This window comes from Lonepinella koalarum, from assembly GCF_004565475.1.
Lineage (GTDB): Bacteria > Pseudomonadota > Gammaproteobacteria > Enterobacterales > Pasteurellaceae > Lonepinella > Lonepinella koalarum.
This window is the reverse complement of sequence record NZ_SRHX01000008.1, coordinates 1-16175: the sequence shown is the minus strand read 5'-3', so window position 1 is coordinate 16175 and position 16175 is coordinate 1. Positions and strand designations below refer to the sequence as shown.

Annotated in this window: 19 protein-coding genes and 1 tRNA gene; 7 read left to right on the top strand and 13 right to left on the bottom strand. The window is 38.7% G+C overall.

All coding sequences use genetic code 11. From position 1 onward, the window contains the following. Positions 1-5: 5 nt before the first annotated feature. Genes E0709_RS09805 through E0709_RS09795 form a run of 3 tightly spaced genes read right to left on the bottom strand, consistent with a single transcriptional unit; the run spans position 6 to position 3447 of the window. Positions 6-1766 carry a glycoside hydrolase family 3 protein gene (locus E0709_RS09805; protein WP_132302667.1) on the bottom strand — a complete coding sequence of 587 codons (1761 nt, stop codon included), beginning with the start codon at positions 1764-1766 and terminating at the stop codon, positions 6-8. 18 nt (positions 1767-1784) lie between these two features. After that, positions 1785-2597: an HAD family hydrolase gene (locus E0709_RS09800; RefSeq protein ID WP_132302668.1), complete on the bottom strand. Its 813-nt coding sequence runs from the start codon at positions 2595-2597 to the stop codon at positions 1785-1787. Position 2598: 1 nt separating this feature from the next. Further along, the gene (locus E0709_RS09795) at positions 2599-3447 is read right to left on the bottom strand and encodes an SDR family oxidoreductase (RefSeq protein ID WP_132302669.1); all 849 of its coding nucleotides are present in this window, start codon (positions 3445-3447) and stop codon (positions 2599-2601) included. A 295-nt stretch (positions 3448-3742) separates the two neighbouring features. Between E0709_RS09795 and E0709_RS09790 the strand changes: the two genes are divergently transcribed. Beyond that, positions 3743-4498, top strand: coding sequence for an FCD domain-containing protein (locus E0709_RS09790; protein ID WP_132302670.1), 756 nt, complete (start codon positions 3743-3745; stop codon positions 4496-4498). 20 nt (positions 4499-4518) lie between these two features. After that, a complete protein-coding gene (gene uxuA, locus E0709_RS09785) occupies positions 4519-5703 on the top strand; it encodes a mannonate dehydratase (protein WP_132302671.1) in 1185 nt (394 codons plus the stop codon). A gap of 123 nt (positions 5704-5826) precedes the next feature. Here the strand turns inward: uxuA and E0709_RS09780 are convergent, their stop codons facing one another. Continuing rightward, positions 5827-6723: a LysR family transcriptional regulator gene (locus tag E0709_RS09780; protein WP_132302672.1), complete on the bottom strand. Its 897-nt coding sequence runs from the start codon at positions 6721-6723 to the stop codon at positions 5827-5829. Between the two features lie 114 nt (positions 6724-6837). On the opposite strand from E0709_RS09780, the gene E0709_RS09775 reads away from it, so the two are divergent. From E0709_RS09775 to E0709_RS09755, 5 genes are all read left to right on the top strand, one after another. Beyond that, the gene (locus E0709_RS09775; RefSeq protein ID WP_132302673.1) at positions 6838-8286 is read left to right on the top strand and encodes an SLC13 family permease; all 1449 of its coding nucleotides are present in this window, start codon (positions 6838-6840) and stop codon (positions 8284-8286) included. 12 nt (positions 8287-8298) lie between these two features. After that, positions 8299-8901 (top strand): histidine phosphatase family protein, encoded by a 603-nt coding sequence (locus E0709_RS09770; protein WP_132302674.1) that lies wholly within the window; start codon positions 8299-8301, stop codon positions 8899-8901. 134 nt (positions 8902-9035) lie between these two features. Further along, positions 9036-9647 (top strand): high frequency lysogenization protein HflD, encoded by a 612-nt coding sequence (gene hflD / locus E0709_RS09765; protein ID WP_132302675.1) that lies wholly within the window; start codon positions 9036-9038, stop codon positions 9645-9647. A 30-nt stretch (positions 9648-9677) separates the two neighbouring features. Then, entirely contained in the window at positions 9678-11045 is a 1368-nt protein-coding gene (gene purB, locus E0709_RS09760; RefSeq protein ID WP_132302690.1) for an adenylosuccinate lyase, read from the top strand. A 117-nt stretch (positions 11046-11162) separates the two neighbouring features. Continuing rightward, positions 11163-11252, top strand: a tRNA-Ser gene (locus tag E0709_RS09755). A 27-nt stretch (positions 11253-11279) separates the two neighbouring features. Here E0709_RS09755 and E0709_RS09750 read toward each other — a convergent pair. From E0709_RS09750 to E0709_RS09710, 9 genes are read right to left on the bottom strand one after another with little or no spacing between them, the layout of a single operon-like run. Further along, complete coding sequence (locus tag E0709_RS09750; RefSeq protein ID WP_132302676.1) at positions 11280-12371, bottom strand: site-specific integrase; 1092 nt, start codon at positions 12369-12371, stop codon at positions 11280-11282. After that, complete coding sequence (locus tag E0709_RS09745) at positions 12269-12580, bottom strand: DNA-binding protein (RefSeq protein WP_135107933.1); 312 nt, start codon at positions 12578-12580, stop codon at positions 12269-12271. Before E0709_RS09745 ends, E0709_RS09750 begins: the two co-directional genes overlap by 103 nt. A 9-nt stretch (positions 12581-12589) precedes the next feature. Continuing rightward, positions 12590-12928: a hypothetical protein gene (locus tag E0709_RS09740; RefSeq protein WP_132302677.1), complete on the bottom strand. Its 339-nt coding sequence runs from the start codon at positions 12926-12928 to the stop codon at positions 12590-12592. Beyond that, positions 12912-13265, bottom strand: a complete 354-nt coding sequence (locus E0709_RS09735) for a hypothetical protein (RefSeq protein ID WP_132302678.1) — start codon at positions 13263-13265, stop codon at positions 12912-12914. Before E0709_RS09735 ends, E0709_RS09740 begins: the two co-directional genes overlap by 17 nt. Next, entirely contained in the window at positions 13262-14026 is a 765-nt protein-coding gene (locus E0709_RS09730) for an HNH endonuclease (RefSeq protein ID WP_132302679.1), read from the bottom strand. Before E0709_RS09730 ends, E0709_RS09735 begins: the two co-directional genes overlap by 4 nt. Next, entirely contained in the window at positions 14023-14310 is a 288-nt protein-coding gene (locus E0709_RS09725; protein ID WP_132302680.1) for a hypothetical protein, read from the bottom strand. The genes E0709_RS09730 and E0709_RS09725 overlap by 4 nt, the downstream gene beginning before the upstream one ends. Before the next feature lies 1 nt (position 14311). Beyond that, on the bottom strand, positions 14312-14935 hold the full coding sequence (locus E0709_RS09720; RefSeq protein ID WP_132302681.1) for an HNH endonuclease signature motif containing protein: 624 nt from the start codon (positions 14933-14935) through the stop codon (positions 14312-14314). Positions 14936-14951: 16 nt separating this feature from the next. After that, complete coding sequence (locus E0709_RS09715) at positions 14952-15215, bottom strand: hypothetical protein (RefSeq protein ID WP_132302682.1); 264 nt, start codon at positions 15213-15215, stop codon at positions 14952-14954. A 10-nt stretch (positions 15216-15225) separates the two neighbouring features. Continuing rightward, the gene (locus E0709_RS09710) at positions 15226-15858 is read right to left on the bottom strand and encodes a hypothetical protein (RefSeq protein ID WP_132302683.1); all 633 of its coding nucleotides are present in this window, start codon (positions 15856-15858) and stop codon (positions 15226-15228) included. Positions 15859-16175 lie beyond the last annotated feature (317 nt).

Here is a 16175-nt window from a genome sequence, read left to right as displayed (position 1 = left end):
ATAAATTAGATATGTGTATCGTTAAACCCACAGAAAACATCAACAGGGCTAATTCCTTTAAATTCCGATTTGCCCATTAGTTTTTCCACTAATTTCGCTAATGTGGCTGGTTTGGAATCATAGGCGTTAATATAAGTTTTCATTTGTGGCACATCGGCTAAATGGAATGGGCATTGTACCGAAACAAAAATGGTTGGAATTTCGTGTACATAAAAAGGAATATCAGGTGTACCTTTACTTGCTGGCCAAATAATTCGTTGCCCTGTGCTGGCATTCACATTTGCCACATTGATTATCAAATCATAATTATTTACCAAATCTGAAATTGGGCGTTTGGCAGCATATACACTACGAATTGTTTTAATCTGTTCTTCCCCCGACATTTGGGCAATGTTTTCCATCGGTGATTTAAAGATTTCAACGTTAAAACCTTGTTCTCTTAATTGTTCTTGTAATACTTCAGTTGCTTTTCGATTATTCCCTGCGATCATTTTGCCAAAACCGCCTTCTACACCTTTAATATCCACTAATAAAATACGCGGATATTTATTGGGGGTAATTGGGAAAATATCTTGTTTATGTTTAACTAAAGTAATCGCACGATCGGCAACTTCACTAAAAATAGCTTTATTTTCAGCCAGACCAATTTGTGCAAGTGCTTGTTCTTTTGGCTGTAGAATTTCGGTTTTGGCTTTTTTATGTAAACCTAATTTTGCTTTTAAAGCTAAAATACGACTTAGTGCATCAGTTAAACGTTGTTCGGTAATAATGCCATTTTTATAACCGTCTAACATATATTGGAAATCTTCATCAGGATCGTTGAAGAATAAAAACAGATCACAACCTGCGGCAATACTGGTTGGTAACATTTCGCTACGTTTCATTGATGAAGTCATTGCAACCATATGGCTGGCATCGGTTACCACTAATCCATTAAAACCTAATTTCCCACGTAATAAATCGGTAATCAGCCCTTTGGATAATGTGGCTGGTAAACATTCTTCATCGGTTAAATTTGGATTAAAATGTTTTTCATAGGCGGGCTGATGAATATGCCCTGCCATAATAGAGGGTAAACCAGCATCAATTAAACCTTGATAAACTTTGCCGAAAGTTTTATCCCATTCTTCGCAAGAAAAGCTGTTAATGCTGAATGATAAATGTTGATCGCGTTCATCAACGCCGTCGCCTGGGAAGTGTTTTGCCGCAGGTAAAATGCCGTGCTCTTGCACCCCTTTTATATAGGCAAGTGCCATTTCTAACACTTGATCAGGATTTTGACTAAAGGCGCGGTTAGATATAATCGGGTTACGCCAGTTGTAGTTAATATCCACAATCGGGGCAAAACACCAGTTACAGCCGACAGCAGCTGCTTCTAAGCCGCCCACACGTCCCATTTCATAAGCCCATTTTGGATCATTGGTTGAAGCAATTTTCACTTGCACGCCAATTTCTGTGCCGTCTGTGCAAGCGCCATTGCCACCAGCTTCAATATTGGCAGAAATTAACAACGGAATTTTGCTATTTTCTTGTAAAATACGGTTTTGTTCATACACTTCAGCAGCGCTTGCAGGGTTATAACGCACTGCGCCAATATGATATTTATTTACGACATCTTTTAAATATTGTTCATCACGGCTTGAGCCCATATTGACAAATAATTGCCCAATTTTTTCTTCAAGGCTCATATTTGCAATGGTTTTTTCTACCCATTGAATATCTTCATCCGTTAAATAAAAGGGTTTGGCTTTTAAATCGACAGACATTTCTTATCTCCTATTATTTTAATGTTGATTAAGATTCTGATTGAATGCTTGTAATAATTCATTAGCATAGTTTTCATCGAATAAATTAAATTTCAACTTTCCGAAAGCTTCTAGTACCAATTTATCCCAAGATTCATTTTCAAAATTAAATAAAATTGGATAAAAATAAGTATTTGCTTTTTGTGCTGCAGAATAATCCCCTGGGGAATCCCCGACCATTAACACTTTTTTATAACCTAATTGTTTAATCAATTTCAAGCAGTGTGCTTTTGAACCTTCATTTTGTCCAAAAACTAAATCGGTATATTGAAGAACATCATATTCCGACCACTCTTTTTCAATCGCTTCATTATTGGCAGAACTCACCACCGCAATATCAGCAAAGTTTTTTAATATAGCCAATGATCGACCTGCATTTTTAAATAATGCATTTTCCATTGTTAAATTCTTAATAGCACTATTGACTTGTTCCGACCACTGCAAAGCAAGTAATAAATCAGGGCTAGAATTTTTTTCAATTTCACGTTTTAATGAACCGTTAGATAATTCATTGGTTGTTTTTACCCATTGGGTTAATTGGCTAAAATCTTTGTTATAGCCATATTCTTGTAAGGTAAAAATTAAACCGTTAAAACGATTTGTTCCACGCGTGGCAGAAAATAAATTCACTTTATTCCAAATTGTTAAAAAGCGTTCGCGATCGGTAATTTGAAATACATCAACGGCAATAGGCCCGAAACATTCGTAATGCTTAATATTCATCGTATCCATTACGCAACCATCGGAATCCACACACACAATAATGTTATGTTTAGGTTGAAACTCTTGCATTTTAAACTCCGCTATAGGCTGAGAATCCGCCATCAACAGGTACAACCACGCCATTTACAAAGCTGGCATATTGGCTATCAATTAAAAAGAGCAATGCACCAAGCAACTCTTCTGGTTCACCAAAGCGACCCATTGGTGTGTTGGTGAGAATTTTATTGGCGCGTGCGGTTGGTTTGCCGTCTTGATCAAATAACAATGCACGATTTTGATTACTGACTAAAAAGCCAGGAGCGATTGCATTACAACGAATGCCGACTTTAGAGAAGTACACCGCCAGCCATTGCGTGAAGTTACTAATTGCTGCTTTCGCACCTGAATAAGCGGGGATTTTGGTTAATGGCGTGAAGGCATTCATACTGGAAATATTGACGATATTTGCGTCATCTTTACCAAGCATATCTTTGGCAAACACTTGCGTAGGAAGCAATGTGCCGAGATAGTTAAGGTTAAATACGAACTCAATACCTGCTTTATCGAGCTCAAAAAAGGTTTTTACCCCTTCAGCTAAATCAGTGGTATGAAATTCATTGTCTGTGGTTGCTTTTGGATTATTACCGCCTGCGCCGTTAATTAAAATGTCGCAAGTGCCAAAATCGGCTGCGATTTGATCGCGCACCGCTTGAATGCTGGCTAAATCCAGCACATTGGTTTGATAGGCTTTCGCACTGCCACCTGCTTGGTTAATTTCTTGTGCCACAAGGTTTGCAGCATCAAGGTTAATATCCAATAAAGCGATATGTGCTTTGGTATGCGCAAGCTGTTTGGCTAAGAAGGCGCAAAGCACACCGCCTGCGCCAGTTATTACAATTACTTTGTTATTAAAATTGTGGTTCATAGCAATATTTGTCATTGGTTGTCTCCTAAATTTTCTTTGAACTGGTTGTCCAATATTATGTAATTGGTATACCTATAGCTAAAAACATAAAAAATTCTATACTATTTCGAAACAAAAAAATGTGAACTAGATCACATTTCTTAAAATTGGTCCACCAATAATTAAGTTTTTGTGATGTAGATCACGTTTTTATAAAAATTCTCTTTTTTAAATAATAAAAACAAGTAAAATAAAACAAGAAAAGACAAAAATGCCGAATTAGTTATACCAATTTATACCTAATAAGGATTTTGAAAACTTAGGAGGAAATATGCTACAAGAGATTTCACGCTCCTATAAAAAAATCGGAGCCATATTAAAACAACAGCTAGTTGATGGTGTTTATCAAGTGGGCGACCGTTTACCTCCCGAACGTGATTTAGCAGAACTGATGAATGTAAGTCGCACGGTCATCCGTGAAGCCATTATTATGTTGGAATTAGACGATCTGGTTTCCGTGCGTAAAGGATCAGGTGTATATGTCATCGCTTCACCTAAAGTAATGGCACAAAATGATGATAACTATGAATATGCGGATGTGGGGCCTTTCGAATTATTACAAGCTCGACAATTGGTAGAAAGTAGCATTGCAGAATTTGCGGCGATTCAGGCGAGCCGCAATGATATTTTACGCTTAAAAGATATTTTAAGTCGTGAGCGAATTACTCTTGAGCAAAATGATGAAGATTATTCCGAAGATGAAGAATTTCACAGTGCTATTGCGGAAATTACCCAAAATGAAGTATTAATCAATCTGCAAAAAGAACTGTGGAAATACCGCAATAATCCGATGTGGAAAGGCTTACATTTACATATTAGCGATCATAAATATCGCCAAATGTGGTTAAAAGATCACGAAGCGATTTTAACCAGCATACAACGAAAAGATCCTGCACTGGCGAAAAAAGCCATGTGGCAACATTTGGAAAACGTAAAACAAAAACTGTTTGAACTCTCGGATGTAGAAGATCCGAATTTTGATGGTTTTTTGTTTAATGTGAATCCTGTGTCAGTGGGGTTAAATTAATAAATTATAAGGAGTTATCTATGGAACAAACATGGCGTTGGTACGGCCCTAATGATCCCGTTTCCCTTTCCGACATCCGCCAAGCAGGGGCAACAGGTATTGTAACGGCTTTGCATCATATCTCCAATGGGCAAGTGTGGACAGTGGACGAAATTGAAAAACGCAAAACCGTGATTGAGCAAGCTGGGCTTTCGTGGTCAGTAGTAGAAAGCGTGCCAGTTCACGAAGAAATCAAAACCCAAACAGGCCATTTTCAAACGTGGATTGATAATTATAAACAGACCTTACGCAATCTCGCTCAATGTGGGATTGATACGGTTTGCTACAATTTTATGCCCGTGTTGGACTGGACGAGAACCGATTTAGCTTATGAAATGCCAGACGGTTCAAAGGCATTGCGATTTGATCATATTGCCTTTGCGGCATTTGAATTGCATATTTTAAAACGTCCGAATGCGGAGCGGACTTACACTGAAGAAGAACGTCAACAAGCCCAATCCTATTTTGAACAAATGACAGCAGACGACATTGCGACGCTCACCAAAAACATTATTGCAGGGTTACCAGGGGCAGAAGAAGGCTACACATTGGAAGAATTTCAGGCTCAACTGGATCGCTACAACGGCATTACCCCTGAAAAATTCCGTACTCACTTGGCGTATTTCTTAAACGAAATTATACCCGTGGCACAAGAAGTCGGGATTCGTATGGCGGTTCACCCTGACGATCCACCACGCCCGATTTTAGGCCTACCACGCATTGTATCCACTATTGACGATATGCAATGGTATGTGGACACGCAACCTTTGGCTGCCAATGGTTTTACGATGTGTACAGGCTCTTACGGTGTTCGTCCTGACAACGATTTAGTTGCAATGACCGAACGTTTTGCCGATCGGATTTACTTCGCTCATTTGCGTGCCACCCAACGAGAAGATAATCCGTTAAGTTTCCACGAAGCGGATCATTTGGCAGGGGACGTGGATATGTTCGGCGTAGTAAAAGCCTTACTTGCGGAAGAATATCGCCACAAAGCCAATGGCGACACGAGATTAATCCCAATGCGTCCCGATCACGGTCATCAAATGCTGGATGATTTGCAGAAAAAAACCAATCCGGGTTATTCCGCTATTGGGCGGTTGCGTGGTTTGGCGGAGTTTCGTGGATTGGAATTGGCGTTGAAGAAAGTGTATTTTGAAATGTAAAATATTGACGAAAATTTGACCGCGGTTTTAGTTAAGTTGAAGAAACCGCGGTGAATTTTAAATCTATTTTTTGTGGTCGTGGTTAGTTACTTTTATTTTGTTTTCATAATATCTAATACGGTATCACACAACAATATTAACTTTCACCAAATAATCTAAAAATTGACGAATTGTCGGAGAAAGATACTTGTCTTTTTGGTGAACAAAACAAATTTTGCGATTAAATTCAATATCGACAACTTTCACTTCTTTAATTAACCCAAATTTTAATTCATTTTTTACCGCAATTTTCGGAATAATTCCAATACCTAGACCATAGATAACTCCTTGTTTTATACCTTCTAGGCTGTTTATTTCGAGTAATTTAGGCATTATTTTATCCTTTTGATGGATCCGTTTCTCTAAAAATAAGCGAGTGTTTGAATGTTCTTGTTTTGTTAACAATGTTTCATTTCTAAGCGAATCAAAGGTACAACCTTTTTCGGTGGCAAGCCAATGATCATTTGGTACGATTAAAATTAACTCATCATCAAGAAAAGTTTTTAACTCATACTTGTGTGGATCAAAATAAATTTGATCGGACATTATTAATAAGTCAAGTTGATGATCTGCCAATTTTTGAATTAATTGTTGAGATGAAGATATATCTAACGATATGTTTACATTAGGATAGGATTTTTTATAATTTGCCATTAATTGTGGTAAGAAGAATACCCCAACAAAATGGCTTGCTCCTAACTTAATATTGCCTTGAGTAGGATCGTTGAATTGATCTAAATGTGTTTTGGCGGTTTCCAATAAATTGAGAGCCTGTCGTACATATTTTTGGTAGATTCTTCCTTGTTCAGTCAAAAATAAACGATTATTAATCCGTTCAAATAATAAGGTATTCAACTGTTGTTCTAAGTTGCGTATTTTTATACTGACAGCTGGTTGTGTACAAAAGGTTTTTTCTGCAGTTTTAGTAATGCTTAGCGTTTGTGCAAGCACCAAAAAGGTTTCAAGTTGAGAAAAGTTCATTTACTCACCTAAGCTATAAAATTATTTTATGGTATTCATATAATAATAAAAATATTCTTATCTTGTAAAGGTCATTATACTTCCTTGTGACTTTTTAATAATATGAGGTGACATATGGAAACGACATCTTCTTCTCAATCTTCTTGGTTGAAAAAATTAGGCATTCCGTTAGCGATTGTGATTTTTTGTGCATTAATGTTTATGCCTACCCCCGACGGTTTGACATTAGAAGGAAAAAAGGCATTAGCTATTTTCTGTGCAGCATTGATGTTATGGGTAAGTGGTGCTTTACCTATCTATTTGACGTCTATGATAATTATTATTTTATTGCCCCTTTCTGGTACCGTCGCCAAAGAAAAAGAAGTTTTTGCCACTCTGGGGTTTGATGTTATCTGGTTAATGGTTTCTGCGTTTGTCTTAACATCTGCCATGATTAAATCGAATATTGCTCGCCGTTTTGCTTTATGGATGATTACGACTTTTGGGCAAACACCGAAAAAAGCCTTAATTGTACTGATTCTAATTAATTTTAGTATTGTCTTTTTTGTGCCGTCAACAACAGCCCGAGCCAGTCTAATGGTGCCAATTTGTATGATTTTATTAGAAATTTACAAAGCCGTACCAGGTAAAAGTAACTTTGGTAAAGTCATGATGTTGCAAGGGGTACAAGCTGATGCTATTGCTACATCGGGGGTAATGACAGGAACAGCAGGTAATATTATTGCTGTTGGTTTCATTAATCAACAAGCAGGTGGAAACATTGGTTATATGGATTGGCTTATTGCTTCATTCCCTATTTCTTTCTTTGGTATGATGCTCTCTTTTTGGGTAGGATTGAAGTTATTTAAATTTAAAGACGAAATAGATTTTGAAAGAGCGTTAGTCACATTAAAAGAAGAACGTCAACGATTAGGTGCATTCACTCTAAACGAGAAAAAAGCAATGTTTATTTTTTTACTTGCGGTTTTCCTTTGGGCGACAGAATCCTATCATAAAGCATTATTTGGTTTCAAAATCAGTGTGTATATGACTGCGGTAATCGCTGCTGTACTTTGTTTAATGCCAAAAATTGGTTTACTTAATTGGTCTGAAGCAAAAATAAAATGGGAGCTCATGATTTTTGCTGCTGGGGCTTATGCCGCAGGTAACACCCTTGAATCAACACAGAGTGCCCAATGGTTAATTTCAAAAATGGTGTATGGATTAGGCCTTGAGCAGATGAATATTTATCTGGTGTATATCATCGTCATCTTTATTTGTATGTATAGCCATTTAATTTTTACCAGTAAAACGGTTAAAACGACCATTTTAATTCCAGCTATTATTGCTTTAGCCAAAACAATGGGAATGGATCCTGTGACATTAGCCTTAGCAGCGTCCTTTACACTCACTTACACCATCACATTACCCCCACATTCTAAAGTAAATACTATTTACTTTGCGACAGGCTATTTTAGTGTCATGGATCAAATGAAATATGGGTTGATTACTTGCTTTATTGGTGCAACGTTAATTTGTATATCTATTTTCACTTGGTTCCAATTATTGGGTTATGGATTGTGAAGGGGAATCAAAATGCGTTTAATTTTATTACGACATGGTGAAACGGAATGGAATAAATCATTCCGTTTACAAGGGCATGCAAATTCAAGTCTGTCTGAACGGGGAATTGCTCAAGTAAAAGCAATCAAACCGATACTCGCCCAATTTAAACCACAAATTATTGTGGCATCTGATTTGGGACGAGTACGACAAACTGCAAAAATAGTAGGTTACAAGAATGCCCATTTTGATGCCCATCTAAGAGAATTGAATATGGGAGACTGGACAGGTAAATCAAAGATAGATTTACTAAAAGAGCAGCCAGAATATTATAAGGCTTGGCGAGCAGGCGAATTTACCCCTGATAATGGTGAATCTTGGCAAGATTTTTGTCTGCGAATTAAAACAACATTACTAAGCTATATCAAGAAATATCCTAATCAGGATATTTTAGCTATTGTACATAGCGGTGTAATTCGGGTTGTTTGCCATGTTTTCCTTGGTATTGCGACAGATAAATTATTACCTGTCACCCCAGCGACACTTGCAGTATTTGATGTAGATGAAAATCATAATTTGAAACTTGAAGCCTATAATCTAGGAGCATTTTGTCCTGATATTGATGTGGCAGATTAAAACTCTGCAAAGCCAATATATAAAGCCGTCTTAATGGGCGGTTTTATTCTAATAGGATAATCATATCCTTTAAATTATTCCCTAAAAATGCTATATTACTCTTAACTTTCTCAATCTCATTTTCATCAAAAAACATGGCAAATTATCAAGACATCACTCTCGCCCTAGCTGGGGTTTGTCAGTCGGCAAGATTAGTGCAACAGTTTGCACAACGAGGGCAAGCGAATACCTATGCCCTAGAAGTTTCTTTAAAAAGTTTATTGCAAACACACCCAACTGATACATTGGCGGTTTTTGGTGGTTCGTTGGATAATATCAAATTAGGTTTAGAAACCTTAATTGAACAACTAAATGCTCAAAACCCTGAACTCGCTCGCTATTGGTTGAGCTTAGTGGCAATGGCTGGCAGATTGCAAGATAATGCGGAAGCGAAATCTCAGCTTGCCCATCGTATTCAATATATGCCAACGCAATTAGAATATTATTCACTGCTTGATGAAACCATGTTAGAAAAAATTGCTACTATCTATACCGATATTCTCAGTCCATTGGGTAAACGGATTCAAATATTCGGTAATGCGGAATATTTACAGCAACCATCTATTCAAAACCGTATTCGAGCCTGTTTGCTAGCGGGTGTTCGAGCGGCTATGCTTTGGCAACAAGTAGGTGGTAGCAAATGGCAACTGCTATTCTCTCGCCGTAAGATCCTAAATATGGCACAACAATTATATGAAACTATTTAACGGAGCAAAATCTCTATGTCTTTCAATGCTATGCAACTCAATGCGTTAACTGCCCTTTCCCCGATTGATGGTCGCTATCAAGATAAAACCACTGCTTTGCGTGGTATTTTTAGCGAGTTTGGTCTATTAAAATTCCGTGTCACCGTTGAAGTACGTTGGTTACAAAAATTGGCATCTACTGCACAAATTGCGGAAGTTTCTTCTTTGTCAAAACAAGCAAACGATTACCTCGATCAACTTGTGGCAAATTTCAGTCTTGCCGATGCACAACATATTAAAGAAATAGAACGTACTACCAATCACGATGTGAAAGCGGTGGAATATTTCTTAAAAGAAAAATCCGCCGCCTTGCCTGAATTGGCGGCAATTAGCGAGTTTATCCATTTTGCTTGTACATCCGAAGATATTAACAATCTGTCCCATGCGTTGATGTTAAAAACCGCTCGTGAAGAAGTGATTTTGCCACAATGGCAAAAATTAATTGATGAAATTACTCGTTTAGCTAACGAATACAAAGAAATTCCATTGCTCTCTCGTACGCACGGTCAACCTGCATCACCGTCCACTGTTGGCAAAGAAATGGCGAATGTGGTGTATCGCTTACGCCGTCAATTTAATCAATTAAAACAAGTGGATGTGTTAGGCAAAATTAATGGTGCGGTGGGGAACTATAACGCCCATTTATCTGCCTATCCTGACATTGACTGGCATCAATTAAGTCGAGAATTCGTCACTTCCCTTGGCATTCAATGGAATCCCTACACCACCCAAATTGAACCGCACGATTACATTGCGGAATTTTTCGATGCCGTGGTGCGTTTTAACACCATTATCATTGATTTTGACCGTGATTTGTGGGGTTATATTGCATTAAATCATTTCAAACAACGCACTATTGCAGGGGAAATTGGCTCAAGCACCATGCCACATAAAGTTAATCCCATTGACTTTGAAAATTCTGAAGGCAATCTTGGGGTGGCGAATGCGGTGATGAGCCATTTAGGGCAAAAATTGCCAATTTCTCGCTGGCAGCGTGATTTAACCGACTCTACTGTATTGCGTAATCTCGGTGTCGGCTTGGGTTATTGCTTAATTGCCTATACTGCAACGCTCAAGGGCATTAGCAAATTAGAAGTGAACGAACAACATTTGCGTGATGAACTTAACCAAAACTGGGAAGTGTTAGCCGAACCAATTCAAACCGTGATGCGTCGCTATGGCATTGAAAAACCTTATGAAAAACTCAAAGAATTAACCCGTGGCAAACGTGTTGATGAACAAGCCATGCGTGAATTTGTGGAAAAACTGGCTATTCCAGAAGAAGAGAAAGTGCGTTTACAACAGCTTACGCCTGCGAGCTATATTGGGAATGCAGTGAAGTTGGTTGAGGCGTTATAAGAAGCTTTAAAAGTGTGGTGTTTTTTTATTGTTTTAAAAAGCAGCAAACGATATTATGACGTAATTTTTATTCTTGACAGAAAATAGAAAAATCCTTATTATGCATCCCACAGCTGCGGAGGAATGGTCGAGCGGTTGAAGGCACCGGTCTTGAAAACCGGCGAGGGTTTACGCCCTCCGTGAGTTCGAATCTCACTTCCTCCGCCACTTAAATTTAGAGAAGTCGTAAGTTAATCAGTAACTTACGGCTTTTTTGTTTTGGGGTGGTTCGGTTTGTGGGTCGTTTTCTGCGGTGAATTTGAATGAGGTGATAGTGGACTGTTCCCAAAATGTACCCACGCTGGCATAGTTGAGTAGATGGGTGGCGTTTAAGTGGGCGTAGCGTTTTACCATTTCCACAGTTTCCCAACCGCCGAGTTCTTTTAGCACCATTAACGGTGTGCCGTTTTGTACGTGCCAACTTGCCCAGGTGTGACGTAAGTCGTGAAAGCGAAAATCCTGGATATTTGCTTTGGTTAATGCTCGTTGGAAGTCTTCACGGTCAATTTCGCTGATGTATTTTCCCTTGCCACGATGAAAGACGTAGTGAGCGAGTTGTTGACTTTGTCTTTTTCTGAGTAAAGTGATCGCTTCACGGCTAAGCGGTAAGGCTCTTGCTTTGCCTGATTTGGCGATGTCACTACTGACAATGGCGATATTTCTTGCGAAATCTATTTTGTCCCATGTGAGTGAGAGAATTTCTGTCATTCTTGCCCCTGTCATTAAAGCAAATGAGCAGACTTCTTTCATCCATTGTAGGCTAAGGGCGTTGATTAATTGCAACGCCTGTTCTTTGCTTAGCCAACGAACCCGCAATTTAGGTTCGGGATTTTTCGGGACGTAAGGCACGCTATCAATCCACCCTGCTTTGTGGGCTAGGGATAAGGCACGCAAAATAGATGTGCGATAGCGATTTTGTGTGGCGGGGGAGAGTTTCTTTTTTGTGCCTGTTTTGTGGGTAGGCAGATTATTGAGAATGTCATCTGTTGTTAAAGAGCTAAGTGTGCGTCCTGCCAATACGCTTCGCCAGTATTCCGTATGGCGAATTTTGGTTTCAATATCTTTTTGTTCTTGAGAAACTTCTAAAAATCTGATTAATGCTTCTTCAATTGTGCGTTCAGGTTTTTTGTTCAGTCTTTCAATTTGCCAGGCTTCATGTTTGAGTTTATCGTGGTATTCTTGGGCTAACTTTTTTTCAGTCGTTTTAGCAGAGTGTCTAATTCTTTGACCGCTTGGCGTTCTGAAATCAATCCACCAGATACCGTTTGATTTTTTGTAGATCGACATGTTAAATGCTCCTTATCGCCGACCTGTATTTCTAGCCGACAAACATTATTCTGCTTTTTACAGTGTTTTTCAAGCACTGACGGGAAAATTCGCCACAATCTTGAACCTTCCATTTGAAATGCTCCCCAACGCAAGCGGTTGTTATACACGGCGGAATAACTCATGTTGAGCATTTTTGACACGGTTTGTAAGGATATTGCCTGTTCCATAATTCCCCCTTATTTTCTTCTTTTGAAATACCGTTGTTTTTTCTTTTCTAATTTTGCTTTGAGTTGCAAAATATCTTTTGCCTGATTATCAATAACCTTTTGCAAGCCTGTAATCTTGTTTTCGTGTTGGATTTGTTGGTTGTGGAGTTTGGCGTTGAGCTGGGCGAGTTCTACGCATTTTTCTTTGTACATGATCCTGCTTTGTTCTAACAGGGCATTTACGGATTGAGCGATGTTTGAATATTCTCGAGCCTTTTCGTTGGTTTCGTCTATCTCTTTGTCTAGGCGTTGAATGGTGGTGATTAGGCTGTTTTTGCTTTTGAACCATTGTTTAATTGTGTTTAGCATTGTATTTCTCCTGTGAGATAATGGGGATTTCAAGTGATTTTTTGTTGTTGGTTGGGGTGGTGGGTTGTTGTTGTATCCAGTTTAGGGTATTAGCCCAAGATTCATAATCCAGTTTGAAATAGTAATCCTGTTGGGATTCTTCGTACATTTCAAGATGTCGTTGTATGTCTTGGGCGATAATGGTTTTGGTTTTGTTGTCTAGCAATTGCCAGTATTTTTTGATGTACTGCTGTCCGTCCCATACAGCGTAGCTGTGGCGTTCTAGACAGTAGCGGACGGCGTAGTTCAGCATTTCATTAAAATCATAAGCCGAAAGGCTGGTTTTTATTTCATTCATAGGGTTTCCTTTTGATAAATATCTAAACCGGAAAAGTTAATAAAGTCTTCTCGTCCTTGGTGGCGGAGTTGGCGTAAATGCCGGGCGATAATGGCGTAGTGAGCAGTGATTTGTTGTTTACTGAGTGTTAGCGGTTTTTTATCTTTGACTTTAAGTTGCAAAGCGAGTGACCCTAAATCTCCTAATCTCTTTTTCATCATTTGTCCAAATTTGGTTCGTCCTTCCGTTGTTTTGTCTGATGCAAAATGGCAATTTCGGCATAATGCAACCGCGTTATTGGGGTCGTAGCGTAATGCTTGTATTCCCCTTCCGTACCAGTGACAGCAATGTAGATTTTTCATATTATTCGGTGAGAATACCATTCCGCAAATTTCACAGGTACAATTGGCTCGTAACCTGACACATTGTGAAAAGACTTCATCCGCTGAATCTCGGGTGATGCGGTCATAGCGTCTGCCTTTTGTACTCCTTTCGACGGCTTCCCTGTTCTGTTGTTTGATTAATTGTTTGGTGAGCTTGATTTGGCTTTGTCGTTCGACCATTTGCTCAATGGCTTTCGCTCGTTGTTTCTTTTCTGCACAAGTTAAATGCGTTCCTTGTGTGGTTATTAATTGTGAGATGGTTTTAGTGGATTTTAGCTCGCGTTGATGTTTTTGATTGATTTGCCGTTCTTGTTTAAATTTATTCCCACTTAATGCCGAAATCCGGACTAATTTATTAAACAAGTTACTCATTTGGGTATTTAAAGAAACTGCGGTCATTTTTCCGCTCCTTTTTCTTTGAATAATAATTTAGGGTGCGTATCAATAAAACGGCGAATATCAGGAGCCGGACATTCTGGTAAGGTTTGAAAGGCGTCTAATCGGTCACTATCGGCTTGATAAAGCGTGATTAAGTCTCTGATATTTTCGTAAGCATCGGATAAAATTTCATAAATAGCGGTTTGCCCTAATTCCTTTGCATCTTTCATTGCCTGCTTAATAGATTTTAAGGCGAGTTTGGTAGGTTCGCTTAGGCTCGGTTGTTCATTTAATACAATGTACATCTTACTTTCCCTTGTTGTAGACTGCGGTTTCTAGATTGATAACTTGACGTTTAAGTGGTTTAAGGCTGTCATGGGTATCGTAATAACCTTTGTGAGCCAGCTGAGCCGCTTCTTGACGTGTGATGAGTTCTAAATTTTCAATACGGTCATCAGTGGAGTTGCCATTTTTGTGCCAAACAATGTAGCCTTTGGGAATCTCGCCGAAATGCTTTTGCCAAACAAGGTGGGCGCGCGGGCGCCAATTAACACTCTTCTTTGCATAACGAATATCAGACACTTTGACATATATTTGATTATCTTTTTGGCTATAGCGCTCATCACCAATTGGGCGAGTTCGGGAGGGTGTATGCCCCTTTTTAAAATGAAATTCTCGGCATTTACCTATTTTCGCCCATGGGCTTTTTATGCCTTTATTCCAAGTTTGATGTCCTTTCTGGAATCGTCCGCTGTTCTCACGATAGATGCCGAGTTTATTGAGTTTAAATGAGATTTGGTTAGTCGTTAGTGTGATACCAAATTCTTCTTTCATCATTTCAGCAATTTCTGAATAACGGAAATAAGGTTGAAATAACTTAATAAACGTTAGCATTTCAGGTGTCCATTTTACATAGATTCCTTTTGGCATGGTTGTTTCTCCTGTATCAATTAGTTTCTTGATTAATCACCTTAGTTTCATTTGTCACTTGCAATAACGCCGGCATAATCGGGCAATAATCCTTGTTTTGCTTGCATGCTAATTCTTGACCGCGTAAAGCAAGTTCGCCAAGGCTGATAATTTGTCCCGCCACACTGGCAACTGCTTTGCTTTGTTCAATCGTATCTTTTAATTGCTCGCCACTTAAATCAGGATTATTTATTCGGTTTAGATTGTCAAAAAGGACTTTATTTAAATCGTTTAGGTTCATTGGATTTTCCTTATTTAGTTAATTGATATTGCCAGTTGTTAGGGGTTTCATTATCTTGCATGCCCATAATTACCAATTGAGCAATATTATCGGGAAACTCTGCAATAGTTTTGTTTTCGCCAAAATGAAGTCGCACACCTTTGTCAGCACCAATAGTCGGTATAATACTTAGGGCTTTGAGCATGTTATCTAGGATTTTCAAGTAAGGCGTGTAATAACAAACTTGTATATTTCCATCTGATTGTAATAACAATGGCGTTATTACATAGACATTAGCAATGCTTGGAAATCGTTCTTGTGTCGCTTGACTCTTTAACGTCATTGATTTAATCGTGGCGGTGATTTCCTGTGAATCTGGGTCAAATTCAAGATAAAGAGTATGTTCTTCTGATATTTTCTTATCAATTTTGACAGAAAGAATCTGCTTGACGAGTTCAGATGGTAATACAAAGCCACCTTTGCGTTCGCCTTCGATGAGTGAAAGTGATTCAGGTTTAGAGATAAAGGCGATGTATCTGTTTGTCGCCTGTAAACTTAAATCCGCTAGATTGACGTAAACCCCTTTAAGAAAAGGGTCATAATCTTTGGCTGTCGCTAAATTAGCTGCCTTGAGTAGGGCGATGTTAAAATGAAGTTTAATCATGTGGGTTTCCTTGTTTAGTTGGGTTGATACAAAATTTTGATAATAAAAAACCGCACCTGTTAAAGTGCGGTCAATTTTGCCTTAATTTTACCGTGCTGCGTAATTCTTCACAGGTTTTGGTTTCGGTAACTGGTTAGTTGACATCCTCCCTGCCCTAAAGGACGGGGATTCCTACTAGCTCCCCCTTTCAGGGGCTACTCTCGGTGGGTTCTTGTTGCTGACATCTAACGATATTCACTTCACAAGCTCTACGGGTATGTCCTACCCTGAATATGTCGTCATTGAGAAAGCCTAAGCATATCTCTGTTAACACGAAT